At 46.3% G+C, this 21,708-nt stretch carries 35 protein-coding genes; 22 read left to right on the plus strand and 13 right to left on the minus strand.

Features of this window, described 5'->3' with window-relative positions:
- The first annotated feature begins 1 nt into the window (after position 1).
- From CGRAC_RS00855 to CGRAC_RS00950, 20 genes are all read left to right on the plus strand, one after another.
- Entirely contained in the window at positions 2–283 is a 282-nt protein-coding gene (locus CGRAC_RS00855; RefSeq protein WP_005869004.1) for a 50S ribosomal protein L23, read from the plus strand.
- 1 nt (position 284) lies between these two features.
- The gene (gene rplB, locus CGRAC_RS00860) at positions 285–1,115 is read left to right on the plus strand and encodes a 50S ribosomal protein L2 (RefSeq protein ID WP_005869003.1); all 831 of its coding nucleotides are present in this window, start codon (positions 285–287) and stop codon (positions 1,113–1,115) included.
- 2 nt (positions 1,116–1,117) lie between these two features.
- The gene (gene rpsS / locus CGRAC_RS00865) at positions 1,118–1,399 is read left to right on the plus strand and encodes a 30S ribosomal protein S19 (RefSeq protein WP_005869002.1); all 282 of its coding nucleotides are present in this window, start codon (positions 1,118–1,120) and stop codon (positions 1,397–1,399) included.
- Between the two features lie 9 nt (positions 1,400–1,408).
- Positions 1,409–1,741 carry a 50S ribosomal protein L22 gene (rplV, locus tag CGRAC_RS00870; protein WP_005868998.1) on the plus strand — a complete coding sequence of 111 codons (333 nt, stop codon included), beginning with the start codon at positions 1,409–1,411 and terminating at the stop codon, positions 1,739–1,741.
- Positions 1,742–2,437: a 30S ribosomal protein S3 gene (gene rpsC / locus CGRAC_RS00875; RefSeq protein WP_005868997.1), complete on the plus strand. Its 696-nt coding sequence runs from the start codon at positions 1,742–1,744 to the stop codon at positions 2,435–2,437.
- Between the two features lie 2 nt (positions 2,438–2,439).
- Entirely contained in the window at positions 2,440–2,865 is a 426-nt protein-coding gene (gene rplP / locus CGRAC_RS00880) for a 50S ribosomal protein L16 (RefSeq protein WP_005868996.1), read from the plus strand.
- Positions 2,852–3,034 carry a 50S ribosomal protein L29 gene (rpmC, locus tag CGRAC_RS00885; protein ID WP_005868995.1) on the plus strand — a complete coding sequence of 61 codons (183 nt, stop codon included), beginning with the start codon at positions 2,852–2,854 and terminating at the stop codon, positions 3,032–3,034. The genes rplP and rpmC overlap by 14 nt, the downstream gene beginning before the upstream one ends.
- A gap of 9 nt (positions 3,035–3,043) precedes the next feature.
- Positions 3,044–3,295 (plus strand): 30S ribosomal protein S17, encoded by a 252-nt coding sequence (gene rpsQ / locus CGRAC_RS00890; RefSeq protein ID WP_005868994.1) that lies wholly within the window; start codon positions 3,044–3,046, stop codon positions 3,293–3,295.
- Positions 3,295–3,663 (plus strand): 50S ribosomal protein L14, encoded by a 369-nt coding sequence (gene rplN, locus CGRAC_RS00895; RefSeq protein WP_005868993.1) that lies wholly within the window; start codon positions 3,295–3,297, stop codon positions 3,661–3,663. Before rpsQ ends, rplN begins: the two co-directional genes overlap by 1 nt.
- On the plus strand, positions 3,663–3,896 hold the full coding sequence (gene rplX, locus CGRAC_RS00900) for a 50S ribosomal protein L24 (RefSeq protein WP_005868992.1): 234 nt from the start codon (positions 3,663–3,665) through the stop codon (positions 3,894–3,896). The genes rplN and rplX overlap by 1 nt, the downstream gene beginning before the upstream one ends.
- Before the next feature lie 2 nt (positions 3,897–3,898).
- Positions 3,899–4,444 (plus strand): 50S ribosomal protein L5, encoded by a 546-nt coding sequence (rplE, locus tag CGRAC_RS00905; protein ID WP_005868991.1) that lies wholly within the window; start codon positions 3,899–3,901, stop codon positions 4,442–4,444.
- Position 4,445: 1 nt separating this feature from the next.
- Positions 4,446–4,631 carry a type Z 30S ribosomal protein S14 gene (locus CGRAC_RS00910; RefSeq protein WP_005868990.1) on the plus strand — a complete coding sequence of 62 codons (186 nt, stop codon included), beginning with the start codon at positions 4,446–4,448 and terminating at the stop codon, positions 4,629–4,631.
- A 9-nt stretch (positions 4,632–4,640) separates the two neighbouring features.
- The gene (gene rpsH, locus CGRAC_RS00915) at positions 4,641–5,036 is read left to right on the plus strand and encodes a 30S ribosomal protein S8 (RefSeq protein ID WP_005868989.1); all 396 of its coding nucleotides are present in this window, start codon (positions 4,641–4,643) and stop codon (positions 5,034–5,036) included.
- 77 nt (positions 5,037–5,113) lie between these two features.
- Entirely contained in the window at positions 5,114–5,650 is a 537-nt protein-coding gene (gene rplF, locus CGRAC_RS00920) for a 50S ribosomal protein L6 (protein WP_005868988.1), read from the plus strand.
- Positions 5,651–5,660: 10 nt separating this feature from the next.
- Positions 5,661–6,017 (plus strand): 50S ribosomal protein L18, encoded by a 357-nt coding sequence (gene rplR / locus CGRAC_RS00925; protein WP_005868987.1) that lies wholly within the window; start codon positions 5,661–5,663, stop codon positions 6,015–6,017.
- 15 nt (positions 6,018–6,032) lie between these two features.
- Complete coding sequence (rpsE, locus tag CGRAC_RS00930) at positions 6,033–6,476, plus strand: 30S ribosomal protein S5 (RefSeq protein ID WP_005868986.1); 444 nt, start codon at positions 6,033–6,035, stop codon at positions 6,474–6,476.
- 12 nt (positions 6,477–6,488) lie between these two features.
- The gene (gene rplO, locus CGRAC_RS00935; RefSeq protein ID WP_005868985.1) at positions 6,489–6,890 is read left to right on the plus strand and encodes a 50S ribosomal protein L15; all 402 of its coding nucleotides are present in this window, start codon (positions 6,489–6,491) and stop codon (positions 6,888–6,890) included.
- Positions 6,890–8,155, plus strand: a complete 1,266-nt coding sequence (gene secY / locus CGRAC_RS00940; protein ID WP_005868983.1) for a preprotein translocase subunit SecY — start codon at positions 6,890–6,892, stop codon at positions 8,153–8,155. The genes rplO and secY overlap by 1 nt, the downstream gene beginning before the upstream one ends.
- The gene (gene map, locus CGRAC_RS00945) at positions 8,156–8,914 is read left to right on the plus strand and encodes a type I methionyl aminopeptidase (protein WP_005868981.1); all 759 of its coding nucleotides are present in this window, start codon (positions 8,156–8,158) and stop codon (positions 8,912–8,914) included.
- 504 nt (positions 8,915–9,418) lie between these two features.
- Positions 9,419–11,458, plus strand: a complete 2,040-nt coding sequence (locus CGRAC_RS00950) for a phosphoethanolamine transferase (RefSeq protein WP_169748460.1) — start codon at positions 9,419–9,421, stop codon at positions 11,456–11,458.
- A 172-nt stretch (positions 11,459–11,630) separates the two neighbouring features.
- Here the strand turns inward: CGRAC_RS00950 and CGRAC_RS00955 are convergent, their stop codons facing one another.
- Positions 11,631–12,368, minus strand: a complete 738-nt coding sequence (locus CGRAC_RS00955) for a helix-turn-helix transcriptional regulator (RefSeq protein WP_005868978.1) — start codon at positions 12,366–12,368, stop codon at positions 11,631–11,633.
- Between the two features lie 121 nt (positions 12,369–12,489).
- Between CGRAC_RS00955 and CGRAC_RS00960 the strand changes: the two genes are divergently transcribed.
- Both CGRAC_RS00960 and CGRAC_RS00965 read left to right on the plus strand, forming a co-directional pair.
- Positions 12,490–12,876, plus strand: a complete 387-nt coding sequence (locus CGRAC_RS00960; protein ID WP_005868974.1) for a RidA family protein — start codon at positions 12,490–12,492, stop codon at positions 12,874–12,876.
- Between the two features lie 8 nt (positions 12,877–12,884).
- The gene (locus CGRAC_RS00965) at positions 12,885–13,970 is read left to right on the plus strand and encodes a threonine synthase (RefSeq protein ID WP_005868972.1); all 1,086 of its coding nucleotides are present in this window, start codon (positions 12,885–12,887) and stop codon (positions 13,968–13,970) included.
- A gap of 416 nt (positions 13,971–14,386) precedes the next feature.
- Here CGRAC_RS00965 and CGRAC_RS00970 read toward each other — a convergent pair whose 3' ends face one another.
- The 12 genes from CGRAC_RS00970 to CGRAC_RS12265 all read right to left on the minus strand — a co-directional run bounded on the left by CGRAC_RS00970 (position 14,387) and on the right by CGRAC_RS12265 (position 21,706).
- Positions 14,387–14,935: a GrpB family protein gene (locus CGRAC_RS00970; protein WP_005868966.1), complete on the minus strand. Its 549-nt coding sequence runs from the start codon at positions 14,933–14,935 to the stop codon at positions 14,387–14,389.
- A 145-nt stretch (positions 14,936–15,080) separates the two neighbouring features.
- Positions 15,081–16,694 (minus strand): hypothetical protein, encoded by a 1,614-nt coding sequence (locus CGRAC_RS00975; protein ID WP_005868926.1) that lies wholly within the window; start codon positions 16,692–16,694, stop codon positions 15,081–15,083.
- The gene (locus CGRAC_RS00980; protein ID WP_005868927.1) at positions 16,694–17,275 is read right to left on the minus strand and encodes a hypothetical protein; all 582 of its coding nucleotides are present in this window, start codon (positions 17,273–17,275) and stop codon (positions 16,694–16,696) included. Before CGRAC_RS00980 ends, CGRAC_RS00975 begins: the two co-directional genes overlap by 1 nt.
- Positions 17,268–17,708, minus strand: a complete 441-nt coding sequence (locus tag CGRAC_RS00985; protein ID WP_005868929.1) for a glycoside hydrolase family protein — start codon at positions 17,706–17,708, stop codon at positions 17,268–17,270. Before CGRAC_RS00985 ends, CGRAC_RS00980 begins: the two co-directional genes overlap by 8 nt.
- Positions 17,705–18,124 carry a DUF5675 family protein gene (locus CGRAC_RS00990; RefSeq protein WP_005868931.1) on the minus strand — a complete coding sequence of 140 codons (420 nt, stop codon included), beginning with the start codon at positions 18,122–18,124 and terminating at the stop codon, positions 17,705–17,707. Before CGRAC_RS00990 ends, CGRAC_RS00985 begins: the two co-directional genes overlap by 4 nt.
- Positions 18,105–18,446 (minus strand): phage holin family protein, encoded by a 342-nt coding sequence (locus tag CGRAC_RS00995; protein ID WP_040303083.1) that lies wholly within the window; start codon positions 18,444–18,446, stop codon positions 18,105–18,107. Before CGRAC_RS00995 ends, CGRAC_RS00990 begins: the two co-directional genes overlap by 20 nt.
- Positions 18,447–18,533: 87 nt before the next feature.
- Positions 18,534–18,767 carry a hypothetical protein gene (locus CGRAC_RS01000; RefSeq protein WP_005868935.1) on the minus strand — a complete coding sequence of 78 codons (234 nt, stop codon included), beginning with the start codon at positions 18,765–18,767 and terminating at the stop codon, positions 18,534–18,536.
- Entirely contained in the window at positions 18,751–19,089 is a 339-nt protein-coding gene (locus CGRAC_RS01005; protein ID WP_005868937.1) for a hypothetical protein, read from the minus strand. The genes CGRAC_RS01000 and CGRAC_RS01005 overlap by 17 nt, the downstream gene beginning before the upstream one ends.
- Positions 19,086–19,616: a hypothetical protein gene (locus tag CGRAC_RS01010; protein WP_005868939.1), complete on the minus strand. Its 531-nt coding sequence runs from the start codon at positions 19,614–19,616 to the stop codon at positions 19,086–19,088. Before CGRAC_RS01010 ends, CGRAC_RS01005 begins: the two co-directional genes overlap by 4 nt.
- Before the next feature lie 2 nt (positions 19,617–19,618).
- Positions 19,619–19,873 (minus strand): hypothetical protein, encoded by a 255-nt coding sequence (locus CGRAC_RS01015; protein WP_005868940.1) that lies wholly within the window; start codon positions 19,871–19,873, stop codon positions 19,619–19,621.
- Positions 19,870–20,520, minus strand: coding sequence for a hypothetical protein (locus tag CGRAC_RS01020; RefSeq protein ID WP_005868941.1), 651 nt, complete (start codon positions 20,518–20,520; stop codon positions 19,870–19,872). Before CGRAC_RS01020 ends, CGRAC_RS01015 begins: the two co-directional genes overlap by 4 nt.
- 10 nt (positions 20,521–20,530) lie before the next feature.
- Positions 20,531–21,706, minus strand: a complete 1,176-nt coding sequence (locus CGRAC_RS12265) for a phage tail protein (RefSeq protein ID WP_005868942.1) — start codon at positions 21,704–21,706, stop codon at positions 20,531–20,533.
- Between the last annotated feature and the right edge of the window lie 2 nt (positions 21,707–21,708).

Raw genomic sequence — 21,708 nt, forward strand, 5'->3', positions numbered from 1 at the left:
AATGGCAGATATAACAGATATCAAAACGATCCTTTATACGGAAAAGTCTCTCGGTCTTCAAGAAAACGGCGTGGTCGTTATCCAAACTAGCCCGTCGGTTACGAAAAACGGACTAAAGAGCGTTTTAAAAAACTATTTCGGGATCACTCCGCTAAAGATAAATTCTTTAAGACAGGACGGCAAAGTAAAAAGATTTAGAGGTAAAATGGGCGCTAGAAACGATGTAAAAAAATTCTACGTCAAACTACCTGAGGGCGCAAGCCTAGAAAGCATGGAGGCGTAAAATGGCGATTAAAACTTATAAACCGTATACTCCAAGTAGAAGATTTATGACCGGTCTTAGCAGCGAGGATATCACTGCAAAAGCTAGCGTTAGAGGCTTGCTCGTTAAAATTCCTGCCGCAGCCGGAAGAAACAACAATGGTCGCATTACCAGTCGCCATAAACAAGCCGGAGCAGCTAAACTTTATAGAATTATCGATTTTAAGCGAAATAAATTCGGTGTTCCTGGCAAAGTCGAGGCGATCGAATACGATCCGAATCGCAACTGCCGTATCGCATTGATCTCATACGCAGACGGCGAGAAGCGCTACATCATCAAGCCTAATGATCTTAATGTGGGCGACGTAGTAGCAGCTGCCGAGGGCGGATTAGATATTAAACCCGGCAACGCGATGAAGATGAAAAACATCCCTGTGGGAACTATCCTGCACAATATCGAGTTAAAACCCGGCAAAGGCGCCCAAATGGCACGTAGCGCAGGAAGTTATGCTCAGCTTATGGGTAAAGAGGAAAAATACGTCATTTTGCGTCTGCCTAGCGGCGAGATGAGAAGAGTGCTCGCAGAGTGCATGGCTAGTATCGGCGTAGTAGGTAACGAAGAGTGGGCAAACGTCGTCATCGGCAAAGCCGGACGCAATCGCCACAGAGGTATCCGTCCTCAAACCAGAGGTTCTGCAATGAACCCGGTTGATCACCCACACGGCGGTGGCGAGGGTAAGAAAAACTCCGGCCGCCATCCGGTAACTCCGTGGGGCAAACCGACGAAGGGCTATAAAACTCGCCATAAAAAAGCGAGCGATAAGCTTATAATTTCAAGAAGGAAAGGAAAATAAAAATGGCTAGATCGCTAAAAAAAGGTCCTTTCGTAGATGATCACGTAATGAAAAAAGTCGTTGCGGCGAAGAAAGCCGGCGATAACAAACCGATCAAGACTTGGTCGAGACGAAGCACGATCGTGCCTGAGATGATCGGACTTACGTTTAACGTTCATAACGGAAAGAATTTTATCCCGGTTTACGTTACCGAACATCATATCGGTTATAAATTAGGCGAGTTCGCTCCTACGCGCACTTTCAAGGGCCACAAAGGCTCCGTGCAGAAAAAGATCGGCAAGTAAGGATAGCATATGAGTAAATCAACTATTAAATTTGTTCGCCTTTCGCCGACAAAAGCAAGACTTATCGCAAAGCAAATTCAAGGCATGAATGCGGAATTTGCCCTTGCTACTTTAGAATTTACGCCTAATCGCGGCGCGAAATATATCGCTACGGCGATTTCAAGCGCGGTCGCAAACGGCGGCTTTGAGCCTGAAGAGGTCGTAGTTACCAGCTGCCGAGTGGATGCGGGTCCCGTACTTAAGAGATTTCGTCCGCGCGCCAGAGGTACGGCTAGCCGTATCCGCAAGCCTACTTCGCACATCATCGTCGAAGTAGCAAAACCAAGTAAGAAGGAAGCGTAAATGGGACAGAAAGTAAATCCGATCGGTTTAAGATTAGGAATTAATCGAAATTGGGAGTCTAGATGGTTCCCTTCTAAAGCGACGCTTTCCGAGAGTATCGGCGAGGATTACAAGATTCGCAAATTTTTAAAAGCCAAGCTTTACTATGCGGGAATTAGCCAAATTCTTATCGAAAGAACGGCTAAGAAAATTCGCGTAACGATCGTAGCCGCAAGACCGGGTATTATCATCGGCAAAAAAGGCGGCGAGGTCGAAAATTTAAGAAGCGAAGTCGTTAAGCTAGTCAATAAAGACATAGCCATTAATATCAAAGAGGAGCGCAAAGTAGGCTCGAACGCACTTTTGGCTGCGGAAAACGTAGCTATGCAACTAGAGCGTCGCGTTGCATTCCGCCGCGCTATGAAGAAAGTCATCCAAGGCGCTCAAAAAGCGGGCGCAAAGGGAATTAAAATTTGCGTCGCAGGTCGCTTGGGCGGTGCAGAGATGGCTAGAACCGAATGGTATTTGGAGGGACGCGTTCCGCTTCATACTCTAAGGGCTAGGATCGATTACGGCTTTGCCGAAGCGCATACGACCTACGGCAATATCGGCATTAAGGTTTGGATCTTTAAGGGTGAAATTTTACAAAAAGGCATCCAGGCTGAAAAAACCGACGATGCGCCTAAAAAAACACGCAGACCAAGAAGAGGTAAATAGTTATGTTGATGCCAAAAAGAACAAAATACCGCAAGATGATGAAAGGTCGCAATCGCGGCTATGCGACGAGAGGAAATTCCTTGACGTTCGGCGATTTCGGTATCAAAGCGGTAGAGGCGGGTAGGGTAAATTCTCGCCAGATCGAAGCGGCTCGTGTCGCGATGACGCGCTTCGTGAATCGTCAAGCTAAAATTTGGATTAAGGTATTCCCAGACAAACCGCTTACCAAAAAGCCTCTACAAACTCGTATGGGTAAGGGTAAGAGCGGCGTAGAAGAGTGGGTAATGAATATAAAACCGGGCAGGATCATTTTCGAGATGACCGGCGTTAGCGAAGAGGTTGCTAAAGAGGCGCTTATGCTTTCGATTCATAAACTACCTTTTAAAACGAAAATCGTAAGTAGGGAAAGCGAAAATGAAATATACTGATTTGAAAGATAAAGATTTGGCTGAGCTAAATTCTATGTTGAAACAAAGTAAGTTGCTTTTATTTACGGCTAGACAAAAGCTAAAAACTATGCAGTTAAGCAATCCTAACGAGATTCGCGCTATCAAAAAAGATATCGCTAGAATCAACACCGCTATTAAAGCGAAATAAGGATAGGTTATGGCATTTAAAAGAGAAATTCAAGGCGTAGTTGTAAAGAAGGCGGGCGATAAAACAGCTACCGTTTTGGTAGAAAGAAGGGTTATGCACCCTAGATATAGAAAGATCGTAAAAAGATTTAAAAAATATCTGATCCACGATGAGAACAACGTCGTAAAGATCGGCGATACCATATCTGCGATTGAGTGCAGACCGCTAAGCGCTAGAAAATCGTTTCGCTTAAAAGCGGTTTTGAAAACAGGAGTTGAATAATGATACAGAGTTTTACCAGACTTGCGGTAGCTGATAATAGCGGCGCAAAAGAACTTATGTGTATTAAAGTTTTGGGCGGCAGCAAAAGAAGATACGCTACAATCGGTGATATCATCGTTTGCTCTGTAAAAAAAGCGCTCCCTAACGGCAAGATTAAGCGCGGTCAAGTAGTAAAAGCCGTAGTCGTTCGTACGACTAAAGAGTTGCACAGAGGCAACGGCTCACTAATTAGATTCGATGAGAACGCAGCCGTTATTTTGGATTCAAAAAAAGAGCCGATCGGTACTCGTATTTTCGGTCCTATCGGTAGAGAGGTCAGATACGGCGGTTTTATGAAGATCGTTTCGCTGGCTCCGGAGGTTTTATAATGGCAGTAAAATTTAAGATTAAAAAGGGTGATCAAGTAAAGATCATCGCAGGTGACGATAAGGGCAAAACAGGTACCGTTAAGGCCGTCTTTCCTAAAAAAGCTCAAGTTATCGTCGAGGGTTGTAAAATGGCTAAAAAGGCTATCAAACCAACCGAGCAAAATCCGCAAGGCGGCTTTACAAGCAAAGAGATGCCTATGGATATTTCAAACGTTGCGTTGGTAGAGGGTTGATTATGAGCAGACTAAAAGATAAATACGCTAATTCCATCAGAGCTGCTTTGCAGAAAGAATTTGATATAAAAAATCCTATGCTTATCCCGGCGCTTGAAAAGATCGTTATCAGCGTAGGAACGGGCGAATCGAGCAAAGATCAAAAGGTGCTTCAAAATATGGCCGATACTATCTCACTGATCGCAGGCCAAAAAGCGCTTATCGTCAATGCAAAAAAATCGGTTGCCGGTTTTAAAGTGCGCGAAGGTTTCCCGGTAGGCATAATGGTTACATTACGAAAAGAGCAGATGTTTGCCTTCCTGGACAAACTGATCTCTATCGCGCTTCCTAGAGTTAAGGATTTCCGAGGACTACCTAGAACGGGCTTTGACGGACGCGGCAATTATAACTTCGGCTTGCAAGAGCAGCTGATGTTCCCAGAGGTCGAATACGATCAAATTTTAAAAACTCACGGTATGAATATAACCGTCGTAACGACTACAAATAACGATAAAGAGGCATTTAAATTGCTAGAGTTATTCGGCATGCCTTTTGCAAAAGGAAAATGATATGGCAAAAAAATCAATGGTAGCCAAGGCGAAACGCCCCGCTAAATTTAGCACTCGCGCATATACCAGATGTCAAATTTGCGGTCGTCCGCACTCCGTTTATAAGGATTTTGGAATTTGTCGCGTTTGCCTTCGCAAGATGGCAAATGAGGGCTTGATCCCGGGTCTAAAAAAAGCAAGCTGGTAAGGAGAAGAGATGATTAACGATCTTATTTCAGATGGACTAACTCGCATCAGAAATGCTGCGATGCGAAGGCTAGATACGACTAAGCTTTTTCACTCAAACGTCGTTGAGGCTATGCTTAAAATTTTAGCCGAGAAGGGCTATATCGAGAGCTACAACGTAGTAGAGGAAAACAATAAAAAGATCATCAACGTAGTGCTTAAATACGACGAAAAGGGCAGGAGCGTGATAAACGAAGTTAAAAGAATTTCGACTCCGGGTCGCCGTGTATATCAGGGCAAAGACGAAATCAAGCGCTTCAAAAACGGCTACGGAACCGTCGTCGTTAGCACAAGCAAGGGCGTTATGAGTGGTATTGACGCGCACAAAGCCGGCGTCGGTGGCGAAGTGCTTTGCACGATCTGGTAAGAAGTTTCTACTTTTTATGGCATTGTGGTATCCATTCGTAAAAGTAGACATACCCTAGACAAATAAAAAGGAAAATTATGTCAAGAATTGGTAAAAAACCGATCTCTATTCCAAACGGCTTAGAGGTCAAAATCGACGGCTCGTCGTTAAAATTTAAAAAATCAAATAACGAAAAAGAGCTTGATTTAAAAGGTCATGTCGATGTAAAAATCGAAGACGGAAAGATAGAATTCTCACCTAAGGGCGAAGATAGACAGAGTAGGGCGTATTGGGGAACATACCGCGCTTTGGCCAATAATATCGTCCTTGGTCTTACCGAGGGCTTTTCAAAACAGCTTGAAATCAACGGCGTCGGCTATAGAGCCGCGATGAAGGGCAAGGTACTTGAGCTAAATTTGGGCTTTTCGCATCCGATAAATTTTGAATCTCCAAAGGGAATCGAAATTTTCGTAGATAAAAACGTCGTAACTATCAAAGGCGACGACAAGCAGCAAGTAGGTCAAGTAGCAGCCGAGATTAGAGGATTCAGACCGCCTGAGCCGTATAAGGGCAAAGGCATCAAGTATCTTGAAGAGCATATCATCCGCAAAGCCGGAAAAACAGCTAAGAAATAAGGGTTGAGAAATGACACAGAACGTATTAAAAAGAAAGATCTCTTTACGAATCAAGAGAAAAAGAAGAATTCGCGCTAAAATTTCAGGCGTCGCATCTTGCCCTAGAATTTCTATTTTCAAATCCAATAGGACAGTTTACGCTCAGGCTATCGACGACGCCGCGAGCGCGACTTTGTGCGCCAGCAGCGGTAAGGTTTTAAATTTAAAGGCGAACAAAGAGGGCGCGGCTAGCTTAGCTAAAGATTTAGCTTCCAAGCTAAAGGATAAAGGCATCTCTGAAGCGATTTTCGATCGCAATGGCTATTTGTATCACGGCGTAATCGCAAGTTTTGCCGAGTCGCTACGCCAAAACGGCATCAAACTATAACCCAAAGGAATGATTGTGGAAAAGTATAATAGAGAAGAATTCGAAGAGGTAATCGTCAATATCGGTAGGGTTACGAAGGTCGTTAAAGGTGGTAGAAGGTTTAGGTTTACGGCTCTTATCGTAGTAGGCAATAGAAACGGCTTGGTAGGCTTTGGCTTTGGTAAGTCCAAAGAAGTTCCTGACGCGATTAAAAAGGCGGTAGATGATGCGTTTAAAAATATTATCAAGGTAAATTTAAACGGCTCTACTATCACTCACGATATCGAAGTTAAATACAATGCGAGCAAAATTTTACTTAAGCCGGCGAGCGAGGGTACCGGCGTTATCGCAGGCGGTTCAGTCCGCCCGGTTTTAGAGCTTGCGGGTGTTAAAGATATCCTCACCAAATCGCTAGGTTCGAACAACTCCTCAAATGTCGTAAGAGCTACGATGAAAGCTCTTAGCATGTTAAAACACTAACAAGGATAAAAGATGGGATTAGAAAATCTTAAAAAAGCCCCGGGCTCGACTCACGCTACTAAGCGCTTGGGTCGCGGTCAAGGAAGCGGCTTAGGTAAAACTGCGGGTCGCGGTGGCAAGGGTCAGACCGCACGCACTGGCTCTCACGAAAAAAGAGGCTTCGAGGGCGGTCAGCAGCCGATTCAACGAAGGCTTCCAAAGGTAGGTTTTACTTCTAAATTTGAAAAGCCTTACGTGATTAATGTCGATAAAATCGAAGCTATCAAAGATCTTAGCGAGATTACGATTGAAAGCATCAAATCCGTTCATAAAATTTCGAATTCCGTTAAAAAGATCAAGCTGATCGGCGTAGGCGCAAAAGCGCTTGCTAGCAAGATCAAAGACGAGAACGTAAAGTCTAGCGGACAAAAATAATGAATAAATCGCTACGCAACAAAATTCTCATTACTTTGGGCTTTCTTTTTGCCTATAGGTTGCTAGCTTACGTGCCAGTTCCGGGAGTGGACGTTGAGGTTATAAAGCAATTTTTTCAAAACAATAGCAACAACGCTTTTGGAATGTTTAATATGTTTAGCGGTAACGCGGCGGAGCGATTCAGCGTTATCTCGCTAGGCATCATGCCTTATATTACCGCTTCGATCATTATGGAGCTGCTCGCCGCAACCTTTCCAAATTTAGGCAAACTCAAAAAAGAGCGCGACGGTATGCAGAAATATATGCAGATCATCCGATATGCTACAATCGCAATCGCTATGGTTCAATCCATCGGTGTTAGCATCGGCTTGCAGGGCATCCACGGACAGACCGGAGCGCCTGCGATAATGGCCGAAAATACCAACGAGTTTGTTTTCATCTCGTGCATTTCGATGCTGGCAGGCACCATGCTTTTGATGTGGATCGGCGAGCAGATTACGCAGCGCGGCGTCGGTAACGGCACTAGCCTTATTATCTTTGCAGGTATCGTAAGCGCCATCCCTAGAGCGATCGGAAGTACCGTAAATTTAGTAAATACCGGCGAAATGAACGTTTTAAAGCTAATCGCGATCTTGCTAATTATCCTGGCTACTATCGGAGCAATTTTATATGTGGAGCTAGGCGAACGCAGGATCCCCGTTTCATTTTCGCGCAAGGTATTGATGGCGAATCAAAACAAGCGCATTATGAATTACGTGCCGATCAAGCTAAATTTAAGTGGCGTCATTCCGCCTATTTTTGCAAGCGCGATTTTGATGTTTCCGACTACAATTTTACAGGCAAGCACCAATCCGATCATCCAAAAGATCCACGATTTCCTTAGCCCTAGCAATTACTTCTTTAACTTTTTGACCTTTGTGTTGGTTATATTTTTCGCTTATTTTTATGCGTCAATTGCTTTTAATTCCAAGGACATTAGTGAAAATTTAAAGAAGCAGGGCGGATTTATCCCGGGCATTCGTCCGGGTGAGGGAACGGCGAGCTTTTTAAACGAAGTTGCTAGCCGCCTTACGTTTTGGGGCTCGATCTATCTCGGGCTAGTAACCGTCATCCCGTGGCTGCTCGTTAAATTTATGGGTGTGCCGTTTTATTTCGGCGGCACTAGCGTGCTGATCGTCGTCTCCGTCGCTCTTGATACGATGAGGCGCATCGAAGCGCAGATCTATATGAACAAATATCAGACTCTAAGTGCGGTCGGGTTATAAATGGCGATTTTGCTTAAAACAAAAAAAGATTTAGAGGGGCTTCGTGCAGCGAACAAGATCGTTGCGCAGGCCCTTGATTACGCAGCTTCTTTTATAAAACCTGGTCTTAGCCTGCTCGAAGTCGATAAAAAGATCGACGATTTCATCACCTCTAAGGGTGCGTACCCGGCTTTTAAAGGGCTATACGGCTTTCCAAACGCCGCCTGCCTCTCGTTAAATGAAGTCATCATCCATGGAATCCCAGACGAGACGATCCTGCAAGAGGGCGATATCTTAGGCGTCGATCTGGGCTCGAAGCTAAATGGATATTTCGGCGACAGCGCACGCACCCTGCCCGTCGGTAAAATTTCAAAAGCCGACGAAGATCTCATCGCATGCAGCAAGGATACGCTGGAGTTTGCCATCAAAACGATCAGGGTAGGGATGCACTTCAAAGAGCTAAGCTTCGAGATCGAGAAATTTATCCGTGCGCGCGGCTTCGTGCCGCTATACGGCTTCTGCGGTCACGGCATCGGCAAGCACCCGCACGAAGAGCCTGAGATCCCAAATTATTTGGAGGGCAACAATCCAAAATCAGGCCCCAAAATCAAAAACGGTATGGTCTTTTGCATCGAGCCGATGATCTGCCAAAAGGACGGCACGCCGGTCATCGCCGAGGATAAATGGAGCACGAGAAGCAAGGATGGGCTTCGCACTAGCCATTACGAGCATTGCATGGCGGTTTTCGACGATAAGGTAGAAGTCCTAAGCGTTGCGTAGAATTTCCGCGCAAAAGCTGGCTCAGCCTAGTTAAAATTTTTTCGCTTTGCCGGTGCGAAATTCCGCCCGCGATTAGCTTTCGACAATTTTATATCGCTCGTGCCATAGAATTTTACCTCAGCCGCTTCGTGTATAAATTTTATCCAAAGGAAACCTATCGCACTAGAAATTTTAAAATCTATTGCGACGGTTTGCAGTCTAGCCGTAAAATTTTAAGGGTTAGGTTTTAGTTCGTGCTTTCTGTTTTTAAAGCCTCGTCTTGTAGTTTCGCTCATAGATTCGCTTTCAATTAAAATTTAGCCTTAAAATTCCGTCGCCCAATTCTACTACCCCCCGCCCGTATCTTTAAAATTTAGCTGTAAAATTTGAAACGTAAAAGCGCGCAAGTAAGCGAGCTCAAAGCTTTAAGCGGCTAAGATTGCGCCTTGATTTTAAAGCGAAAACATGTCGCGCTACGCAGAGTGCGCGTCGTCGCGTCTCTTCGTACAAGGCAGGAAATATAAAATGAGAGAAAAATTTTATGTAGCGCTAGCAAATATAGGCGGGCTTATGGCGCGGACGAAAGTGGGCGAGCTCGTGGCGCGCTTGCTTATGAAAATCGACCGCGGCTTTTTTACCGCACTGCGCGAACGTCCCATATGGAGAGTGTTTTGGCTTAGCACGGCGCTATGCTTGCTCGCGTGCTGGGCTAAGATACATTATCAGATTAACGGACCCATCTTTGCCTACATCGCCGAGAGTTTTCCGGTAGTATTTATCGTAAATTTGCTCATCTTTCACCTCTGCTACTTGCTTAGCGGGCGATTTTTTAAGCTCGTTTCGGTTGTGCTACTGGTACTAATTACGCTGATTGCGAGCGTGGCTTTATTTTTGATCGTAAATTTCGACTCAAGCTTCAACGTCGTGGCGATTGACGCGCTTGTGCATACCGACGCGGCCGAGACGAGCGAGTTTATTTCGCAGTTTCTTAACTTTGCAACGATTTTATACCTAGCGGTGCTACTTGGCTGCATCTTTGCGGCGCTAAGAGCAGGGCGGAGAAAGGAGGAGCAAACGCATAGCGGTCTAAGATTGCTGTTAGCGGCGATTTATCTCATTTACGGAACGATCTTTTGCGCGGATATTGCTGTCAAAGCTTCCCAGGGCAAGCAGGGCTATATAACCAAGCTATCGCAATACGTCCCGCTGGAGTTTGCCTTTACGATAAAAGATTATCTGAGCGATAAGAATTTCATTACCGATATGCGCGAAGTGCAGCTCGGATATGAAGAGGCCAAGCGCGCGAACGAAAGCGTTTTAAAAGGCGGCGCAAATTCAGATCCGCAAGGCGCCGCCTTGGATTCTGCGTCTGAAAATTCCGCTCCCGCATCAAGCGCTCAGGCGCAAAACTACGGCGCAAATTTTAATTCTACGTTCGCTTCAGGCACTGAGCCGCAAAGCTCGAGCGAGACTTTAAATTCTACGCCGCAAAGCCCCAGCGCGATCTTAAATTCCAAAAATCCTGAGGCCGCTACAAACCCCGCCTTGCAAAAGTCTCGCGTCAAAAATATCATTCTAATAATAGGCGAGAGCTTGCAGCGCGGGCATATGTCGCTCTATGGCTACGACGTTAAAAATACGCCGCTTTTAGAGAAGCTCGAAGCAAGCGGCAATCTGATAAAATTTAGCGATACAATCTCGCCTTACGGCACGACTAATCAGGTGCTGATGCGGCTTTTAAATTTCAGCGATTACGAAAGCGAGCGCAAAAGGGCTTGGTTTCGCAACCTTAGCATCATTGATATGTTTAAGCTAAGTGGCTACCGCACCTTTTGGATCAGCAATCAAGAGGCTTTCGGCGCACATGCGCTAAGCGCTAAAAGTGCCGCCGATCGCGCGGACGCGGAATCCTTCCTCTCAAAGAGCAATCTTTATGAAACCGTCCGCATCAAGCCCGACGGAGTACTGCTTCCGCTCATAAACCGGGCGAAAGCGGGGCAGAGCGAGCGAAACTTCTACGTGATCCATCTTATCGGTAGCCACATGGATTACAGCCTGCGATATCCCGAGGGATTTGGTAAGTTTAGCGCGGCGGACGTAAAGGCAAAACTTACTGCCAAGCAGAAAGATGTCGTCGCATATTACGACAACAGCGTGCTTTACAACGATTTTGTCATAAATGAAATTTTTAAAATTTTTTCGGGTGATGACAGCCTCATCGTCTATCTTAGCGATCACGGCGAAAATTTATACGAAAACGGGCGCCTTGGGCACGGCATGGAGAGCCGCTTTACTTACGAAATCCCGCTGCTTTTCATAGCCTCGCGCGAGTTTTTGAGCGATCATGCTACGCTATGGCAGAGGCTGGCTGCGGCGAAAGATAAGCCTTTTATGAGCGATGATTTAGCGCATCTGCTAGCAGATATCATCGGTGTCGCGCCGCTTGAGTTTGACGAGCACAAAAGCCCGATACGAGCGGATTTTAATGCTTCACGCAAGCGAATTGCTAACGGAGCCGATTATGACGAGAAATTAAAGAATACAAAGGGTTACGAGTTCGAGTAATAGATGAGTTTTGCTTTTGTCCCCGTTACATGCTGCATAAAATAGGAATTAGTATGTTCTGCTTTTAGATCGGTTCATCAATTCAGATTAAAATTTGCGCCACTCCAATGGCTACGCTAATAAAAAGGCGCGCAACGCTTATTAAATTTTAGATCAAATTTATGTACCGCGGTTAGCCCTCCTTTTTTACCTCATCCATATACGAGTAAATCGTGACTTTCTGCGTCTTGAGAGCCTTTGCGACGAGCTCCACTGCGCCCTTTACCTCAAAAATCCCTTTTTGCACGAGAAATTTTACGATGCGCTTTCGATCCTCTTTCTTCATCCCCTCCACATCCAGATCGTGCGTAGCCGATGCGATCAGATCTTGGACGATGTCAAGGATATTTTGCTGCGAATCGTTAGAGCTTTGCGTTTCTAAATTTATGCCGTCCTTTAAGCTCGCTCCATCTAATGCCGCGCTATTGCAGCTTCCGTCGGTAAAATTTGCGCCCTGCAGCTCCTTGCTATCGAGCTTTGCGTTTGGCAGTAGATCTTTTATTGCTTTGTATGCGGCCATGGCGCTTGAGGTATCGATATTTACGCATAGCGCGCCTACTACTTTGCCGTCTGCGCCGCGGATCAGCGAAGTCGAGGAGCGTATGAGCTTGCCGTTTTGCGCGGTGAAGTAGTAGTTTGCGGTGCAGTCGTTTTCAAAATTTTTGCTTAACAACACGTCCTTTACCAGATGATCGAAGCTTTGACCGATCCTCCTGCCCGTTACGTCGCCGAGGACGAAAACGACGGAGCTTTGCGGCGTGCTCATATCGTGGATGACCACCTCGCAATCGCCGATCGTATTTTTAATAAGGTGCGCGGTCGGTATAAAGGTCTGCAAAAGTTGGTTCAGTTCGGGCTCCTGAAATTTCATATAAAAAAATCTATAAATTTAGATTAAATTTTAAAATTTTTGCAAATTTATAGAAATACTTATATATTTTTAATAAATTTAGAATAAAATTATATAAAATTTTATATGCAAAGGAGCTTAAATGAAAGAAATTTACCCAAGCGATTTCGCGCCGAAAAAGGCGCATTATGCGCCGGGCATCCTAGATGACGACGGTACGCTCTACGTCTCGGGGCAGCTAAGCGTGGATCCGCGCACGGGAGCCGCTCCAGAGGGTCTTGCTGCGCAGACAGCGCAGGCTTTAGGCAACGTCGCGGCAGTGCTCGCCGCCGCGGGCGCGGATAAAAGCGACGTGCGGATGTGCCGCGTCTATACGCCTGACGTCGCGAACTGGGACGTGATCGACGAGCAGTATGCGCTGTTTTTCGGCGCGCACAAGCCCGCCCGCGTCGTGGTACCGACCACGGCTCTACACTTCGGCTGTCTCGTAGAGATCGAGGCCGTCGCAAAAATCAAAGAGAAAAAATAGGAGCGAAAATGAGCGATTTCATCTGCACTGGTTGCGGCAAGCACGCGCCCATCGATACTTTGAGCTATAAATGCGACTGCGGCGGGCTGTATAAGCTAAACTCCGACGCGCCTAAATTTAACCCCGCGCTCGTAGATCAAAGCGAGTTTAGCATCTTTAGATACCGAAGATTTATGGGCATCGACACGGCTAAATTTAGAGAAATTTCGATGGGCGAGGGGCTTACGACGAGCGTGAAATTTGGCGAAAATCTCTATCTTAAGCTCGATTACGCGATGCCTACGCTTTCATTCAAAGATCGTGGCGCGGCGGTTTTGGTGCTGCATGCCAAAAATATCGGCGTAAAAAAGGTGCTGCAAGACTCCAGCGGCAACGCGGGCAATGCCGTGGCGGCGTACTGCGCTCGCGCGGGCATCGAGTGTGAAATTTACGTCCCGAAGGGTACGTCGCCTAAAAAGATCGATATGATCAAAAGCCACGGCGCGCATGTCACGGTGTTTGACGGCAGCCGCGATGAAACGGCGGATGCGTGCCGCAAAAAGGCTGCGCAGGAGCAGATATATTACGCCAACCATGTTTATAATCCGATCTTTTACGAGGGCACGAAGAGCTACATTTATGAGATCTACGAGCAGCTGGGTAGGGTGCCGCGCAATATCTTCATCCCCGTGGGCAACGGCACGCTGCTGCTGGGCGCTCAAGCGGCGCTAGGCGAGCTATATGAGGGCGGTCTTATCGAGGCGCTACCGAAAATTTTCATCGTTCAGGGCGAGCGTTGCGCTCCGCTTTTTGACGCCAAAGGTGCGGCGCGCGAGATAGAGCCGCAGCCGACGCTAGCGGAGGGCATCGCGATTGCAAGACCGATGCGCGCGCGTGAAATTCTCGGCTCTAGCTACGCGGGCGAGCGCGAGGTGATCTTGGCGAGCGAGGGCGATATACTGCCTGCCAGAGCGGCGCTTGCGCGCGGCGGATTTTACGTCGAGCACACGACCGCGGCTACCTACGCGGCGTATCTGCGCTACAAAGAAAGCCATGATCTGCAAGGAGATAGCATCATCCCGCTTTGCGGCGCGGGGCTGAAGAGCGATCATTAAATTCAAGCGCTCGGCGTGGAATTCGCTTGGCTAGCTAGCGGCGAGGAATTTAAAATTTTCGCCGCTTTAAATTTAGCGAGTTTGTGAGTTTGTTTTTGGTGAAATTCTAAAAATTTAACGACGCGTAGGCTTTTAAATTTAAACTTGTACCGAGGTGCAGGAACGCCTTTTGTTTGCGGTGTGATACGGCGATAGGTGATACGGCGCGTTTTGTGGACGACTTTGCCGTTAGCCGGATTTGTAAAATTTATCTACGATAATTGGGCGGTCGCCTTTAAAATTTGAAATTACGATTAAAATTTTATAAAAACTAATCTGCAAGGTGCGGCGCTATCTACCCATTTCGTTTATAAAATTTAGCCATTTTTATCGTTCTTGGTGAGTGAGCTGATACACAGAGGCTCAAATTTGCGCGATTATTTTGAATTTTCTTTAGCGATGCGCGTAAATTTAAGCACAAATTCGCTTTTCGCCGCAGTGTAGGCGTCGCGGTCGAACTCATAGCGCTTGCAAAGCTCTAATTTAAGCGCCTCGTACTGCTCGGCGATATCCGCATTCGCCCGCAAAAAATCTCTAAAAAATATCTCATCTGTATCGCCAAAATTTCGCAGATGCACGTGAAAAACGCGCTCGGCAAATCCCGCCTCGGTGTAGCCCTTATTTAGGCTGCAGCGGCTCTCGCTTTCGCTCATTAGCAGATAGCCCGCGTCTATCAGGCGCCGTTTGGCGGCGGCGATATCCGAGCACTCGATCAAAATATCTACGATCGGCTTCGCCCAGATCCCGCTTACTGCGGTGCTGCCGATATGGTGGATCTCGATCTCGTCGGGGTCTCGCAGCAGCCCACGCAAAATTTTACGCTCCTGCCTAAAGTATTCGCTCCAGCGCGGATCGTGCGGCACGAGACGTATCGGAAAGAGCTGCCACAGCTCCTGCAGGCTCATCGAAAGGAGTTTATTGCTCATCTTAACTCCAAAGTATTGGGTGAAATTTGAATGAATGGCGGGTAGATAGGGATTCGAAAAGCGCCTTATAATATCGTATTAACAAGAGCTATAAAAATAATAGTCAGCTAAAAAATCAGCAAAAAGTATTTGATAGGAGATAAATTTAAATACTTTTTACCGCGCTATTCGGCTCATCCAATATGCTATCGTCGATCGATATTAACGTGCCGCCCGTAAGCCCGATGTCGTATTCTGCGTCGCGCTCATAAAATCTACGCGTTACGTCGCCCTCGTCTTGCTGTGCGTCACCGCTGACGCTGATTACTTTTTCGTCATCGCTTTGCTCTTGCATATCCGTATCTTGCGTGTCGCCGTGTTTGCGAAATTCCGAGCGTATATCTTGCACCAAAGCAAAAGCCTTACTACCGATACCTACTACTTTCAGTGCGGTAGTGAGGTAAAGCTGTGACGTGCTAGTAGCTCCTGCGGCGGCAAATCCACCGATGGATACCCCCTGCGTTGCAGCATAGCCAAGTCCCGCAGAGCTACCCGAGCCTATCCAAGAGCTAGGGCTTACGCCGTTGTAAAGCTGGCAGGTCTGATTGGCTCCACTTGCTCCCGCTAAAGCTTGATTAGTCGCGGTGCTCGCGTTTTGAGCGGCGACGGATTGGGTAAAAAGAGATTTTACGGATAGATAGATCGAGCCTATTGCGCCGATAAAACCCATCACGCGTCCGAATTTAGCTAAGCTTTTTTTGCCAGAAAGAGAGCCTATTGTAGCGATAAATCCACCTATGGCGCCCGCGACAGCAAGGGTCGCCATTACTCCTCCTACAGTGACCGCACCGGCGCCTCCTGTTAGTGCGCCTATTGTGGCACCTGCCGCAGGTCCGTATGCGCCGACGGTTACAGCCGCCAGCACAAAGGTTATTGCTATTATGCCGATATTAATTATAGGCCCCCATTTGCCAAATTTGCCTTTGGATTTCCTATCATATACCAATTTATACATTTGGCTCCACTTTTTGACCCATTTTCTAGAGCCCATTACGGGAGAATTACTATCCGCATAAAAAAGAGGATATGCGGTGCAACCAAGACGCATTTTGGATGGTCTCCCTCCATGTTCCCCCTCTTGATGATTGGGATCGGGAAACCACATATAGTAAAAATAGCAAATTCCCTCGTCGAGGTCTATAAACTCGCCGCCCATATTTTTTGTTTCATCGTAAAATTCCTTTACGATTTGATAATTGGTAATACCGCAGAGCGCTATTATTTTTTCAATCGGACGATTCCGATTTAAAGAAAAAAAACGATAAATTTCATATTGATTCCATCGCCCGCTATATTTGCAGGCAATCCTGAAGTTGCTAAATTTTGTTTTCTTGATCCAAAAATAATCTGTTATCTGTCCGTCGCTAGGTCCGGAGTAGGGTGCGGTTGGCTTTTGCCCCGCAAAAAATTGAGATAGACCCAAATTATCGTTTCCGTCGTAAGCGTAGGGCTGAAGTCCGCCCGTATACAAGTGATAGCCACCTACATAATAGCGTCTATCAAACTCGTGGGGAACAAGATCTCTGCAGTAATATACCCGCTCCCATTTTTGCGTATCTATAAATATCTGCTGCGGTGCGCGCCCTTTTCGGACGAGCTGTTTGTGCAGATACTCACAAATTTTATTATACGCGACCGCCGAGTAGATCATTCCATTGGTAGCATCGGCTACTACATCGCCCGAGGGGTTACGATAAAAAGCCGCGGCCTCGCTACGCATTACGGAGTAATCCTATCGATTGCATTAAACATTTTAGTTGTCATCTCTGTAGGCGGATTTAGTCCTCCAACAGAGTAGCCAAATACGCTATCCTTTAGCAAGCTTGCCTCTTGAATTCTTAGCTTGTCGTCGTAGCTCTTGATCTCTCTATCTATCGCCTGACCTCGCTTTTTTTCGCTATTGGTCTGTTCTTTGATTAGAGCTGTGCGCGCCTCGTTAAATGCCGCCTCTCGATCTGCCAAATTTAGCTTTTTTTCCATCAGATCGAGCTCGCGCTCTTTGAGTTTGACATCGGCATCGGCTATTTTTACTTGAGCTTCGAGCTGCTGTTTTCGTAGCGGTAGCTCCTCGCTTTCGCTTAGAAGCCTTAGGGCAATATCTTGTGAGCTCGTCGTTACGCTCTGCGTCATCGACACTAGGGTGCTGCAAAGCATCTCAAATTTCTTATCGTTTGCTAATCCGTATTTTTCAAAATACTCGTCAATTTTCGTCGTAAATTTATTATACGGCGTATCCTCTGCCATAGTGTCGCCGAGCACGCGTTTGTAAAGCTCGCTATACGCTTCCTTGTAATCAGCCATTTTTCAGTCCTTTAATGTAGCCCTCAACCCTTTTTGGAGTTTGGCGATACAGCAGGCTTGCGCGCAGGTTTCTTGCCGCCTGAGCGTAGTCTCCAGCTTCGATGCAGCCTAGAGTATGACGGAAGCCCAAGAGCCCCGCAAGCCCTAGCTGGTATGCCATTTCGATTAGGGTATCTTGCACGTTTTGCGGCTTTCCCGAAAGCCACGGTAAACACTGAAAAACCCGTTTTTTGAGCTTAGAAACCTTCAGATTTAGGATTTTTTCCGCTACTTCGCGGCTCATCGGCTCGATCTTGCCGCCGTTGAGCTTGATTTCGTCGAGGCTAAGAGCGGCTACCAAAAAGCCGTATCCTATCGTAGCCTTTCCAAGGCTATCTTTGTATATGTAATCCCGAAAGCCCTCGTGGGTTTTGATGTTTTCGATGAGGCTCATATCCCCTCCTCGTTTGTGATCTCTATGAATTCTATGTGTTTGCCCGTGCAAATTTTAAAAAACGAGTTATATGTCCGCACGGAGTTGCTGACTCCCGCGGCGTTGTATCCGTCGCCTACCAAAATGCACCCTGCGGTATCTTTCGGGAAGTTGCCGGGGTGAATGAGAATGTAGCGCTCTTTCGGCACCAGCTCGCTGTATAGAAGCGGACACATTCGCTTCTGGCTCGGGCTAGCATACCACTCCATTTGATATCGCCCCGCCGGAATCCGTCTATCTTTGCCTCGCTCGGTAGTATCTGCGCCCGCGGGCTCTAGGGTGAAGCACTCAAAAAGCCTTTTTCCGTCGTCCGTGATCGTTAGTTTCCCAATCGTGCCATCGTGGATGTTTTTAAATCTATTTATCTTGATCCTCATAGTCGCCTCTTTCCTCAAATTTATCAAAATATTCATCGTGCCTGTTCAGCTTACTATTGATTGCCTTATCTATCGTCTCTTTGATCCATTCGGTTCCGCGCCAAGCAAGAAATCCACATATTGCGAGTGATGCTCTCGTATCTTTTATAAAGAAATTCGCCATCTCAAAGCCTATCCAGCCCAAAAACATCGACGTTGCAATCCCCACAATGACGCTCGTAGCCTTTTTCTTGCTGCCGCTGTCGATATAATCAAGGATGCCGCCGATAAAGCCCACTAAAATGACCCAAAAATAAAACCCCACCTTGTCTAATAGTTCCATTGCCACTTCTTTTACATCGTAAATAAAAGCATCAGCAAAATCGAAATAACGATCTCTATGATTGCTCTTTTGCTAAGCCAAAACTTCTTAGCTCTTAGGATCATTTCCATCGCTGCACTCCCTTAGTAGTTCCTCGCAGGTCTTGTAGTAGCGCATTAGCGCTTTTGCTGCTGCGGGCGTAAAATCATAGCTCGGTTTTTTCGGCATCGCCTTGATACATTTTACGGGGATATAAACTTCTTTATACTCCGTCCTAGTTATGATGTTGGGCTTGCTACATCCGATCAAAAACAAAGCAAAAATGCTAACGAGCCATTTCATTTATCAGCTCCTCATAAAATTTCACTTTGTTCTGACACTCGCCGTTGATAGGTTCCTTAATCTTTTCAAATTTAGTCACCACCTTTTGTTCTACCTCTTTGATATTTTTTACTTCCATATTTTTTATCCGCTCGTTTTGCAGATCGATCTTTGCGTTGCAAGCCTGCAAATTCGAGGAGCTGATGATCTCTTGCGTTTTGGCGAAGACGATGTCTTTGTTTAGCTGCTCTATTGTATTTTTGAGACTATGATTCCACCCTGCCAGCGCAAGGCAAGTAAAAATGAGCGCCGCAATGATTCCAAAGTAAATTTTAAAGTTCATAGCGCCATCCATAAAATCAAAAATGCGATATCCTGCATCGCGCCGTAAAATATCTCCTGCCTAGCCCACGCACTTTCGATCTCAAGCTTCTTGAGCCTAAATTTGAAATTCGTGCGATAACCTAGCTCGCAAGCAAGCGGGAAGCCCGCCGCAAGAGCTACGGCTAGAAGCGGCGCGCCATAAATGCCCACAAAGACTAGCGGCGCGAATACCGGTAACCACCAAATCAGCCCGCGCAGAAATAGGCACACCCTGCAAAACGCTAGCCAGTGCGCACGAGGTATAAAACGCCCCGCAAGCCATTCTATGCCGCGACTTTCGCGCTCGCCTTTATCTGCTCCGTGGCTCGTCAAGGCACCCACCCATACGCCCCAGCCCTTGGCTTCGCCTGCGAGATAACCAAGCCCGCAAACGATAGCTATGAAAAAATTGCCGTAAAAGGCAAATATCAGCAGCGCTACCACCAAAGCATTGATTTTGGCGAAATAGCTATACTGCCCGCGTAGCCTATTGAGTATCCAAAACATCATCACTCCTTCGGGCGGCTCTTGACGACGTCTGCGAATTCATCGCTACCTAGATACCAAAAAGGCCTTGAGCCGTCCTCATAGCGAAATTTCGCAAAGTCGTCCGGGTGAGTAGCAAGGTGCGCGATCACGCGAAAGATATTCATCATATTGGAATGATCCCACCCCCCGCACTTTCTGGCGCGCAAGAAAATCACGATAGGACAAGCCAAAATTCCAAGTATAAACGCCAAAATAAAAATCAGAAAATAGCTCATAGCGCCACCTCGATCGTATCGGTAAACACTATGGCATCTAGCTCTTTTTTATCCTTGGCTTTTGAAATTTTCAGCTCATATTGCCACTTTAGGGCGTGAAGCTTCTGGCCTCCGATCTGAATTGCCTTTTTGATACGCTTTAGCTCCTCTTGACCGCCGATTTTTTTCATCGTGTTGTCATACATCCTAAACGCTCTGATTTCTAGGCTATCAAACGTATCTATCATCGCCTCGACGTTGAGGAGGTATCGATATCCGCCGTTGATGACGCCAAAGTCTTTGAGGTTGATCTTGCAACTATCGCCCATTGAATGCGTCCAAGCGGCAAGCTCTGCGGTCTTTGCTTCGCGTAGCTGCTCGATTGGGGGCTCTTTCGGAGTTTCGCGTAGCCCCGAAGTATCTTGCCCTAGCGAGGTAATCTTTACTTCGCGATTATTTTCGTCGTAGTAAATCACGCCGCGCTCATCTTTGACGTATTGCCAAGCGCCCTCTTTAAAGCATACCGCAAAGCCTTTTTTAGAGGCAAGAGGCTGCGTATCTGTAGCATTAGCCGGAATCAGATATGCGCCTTCTTCAAGCGGACTTTTTTGTGCCTCGCTTTGCCCTATATATTCTCCCGATACCCCGTCATAATTGTAGATTTTCATTGCCCTTTCCTTAATACTTGATATAGAAATTTACTGCCACGTTGCGCGGTCTATTTTCATTTGCTACCGGCACTACCTTAGACGCATCAAATCCCCATTCAAAATATCCGCCGTCGCCCAAAACATCGCCGACAGATTCAATACGTGTTGATTTTTGAATTCCGTATAGTGCCCCTAATAAAGTGGGAATGCTGTTTCTATCGCCCATACCTATAGCCCTCGCCGTAATGTTTCTTATAGCGTCGCCTTGAGCTGAGCCCAAAGCCCTGCCTCCATCTACTCCGCGTCCATTATCAGCTCCGCGGATAAACTCTCCTCGTAAATCGGGAATATTAAAGGAGCTTGAGCCATCGCCCGCTCCGTATGCCGTGCCGATAGCCGAAAACAAGTCAGTATAGGCAGACCGAGATATCGCTGCTCCGTTGCATAATAAAAATCCATCAGGTGCGGGAGTCCTTGCACTTGTGATTATTGTGCCTACTGGCAGAATCGTAGAGGACAGCAGTGAAAAACTTACCGCTCTTGTATAATTGTCATTATCCGCGGCACCTACTCTAAAGAGGATTTCATTGTTTTTTGAAAAGATATTGTTTTGCACGGGAGCAGTAAGTTTAAAATGCCCTGCTGTAACGTATTTGCCCGCGAAATCTCCGTTTGCGTCTCTTAATACCAAGGTATTGGCAAGCGAGTTGCTTGTTGGGCTATATTCGCTTTTTTTCATAAAATCGCTAGCGACTACACCACCTAATTTTGCACTATCTGCTGCTTGATCGGTTTTATTTAGCTTTAATTGCAGTAGCTCGCCGATTTTTTCGCTCGAATATGTAGCTGTGGCTTTAGGTGCGGTATCGTCTATTAGGTTGCTTTTTATAAGAGCTTCTATTTTGACTTTTAGCTCTTGTAGGCTTTGCTGCAAAGCCTGCTGCTGCTCGAATTTTTGATTTATCGAGGCGGCTTTTTCCGAAATGTCTTTATGCGCGACATCCACCTTGTCCTTAAGCTCTTGGACGAAGTTTTTATCTTGCAAGACCTGATTTGCTTTTTCCAATATGTCGTTGTAGATAGTATTTAGGCGGCTATTGTCGATCTTGCCGATAGAGGCGATCACTTTTTCTATCTCCGCGCTTAGAGCTTTTAAAATTTCAAGCTTTTCAGCTCCTAGTTTGAGTTCATAAATCGATACCATTT

The sequence above is a fragment of the Campylobacter gracilis genome, assembly GCF_001190745.1.
GTDB lineage: Bacteria > Campylobacterota > Campylobacteria > Campylobacterales > Campylobacteraceae > Campylobacter_B > Campylobacter_B gracilis.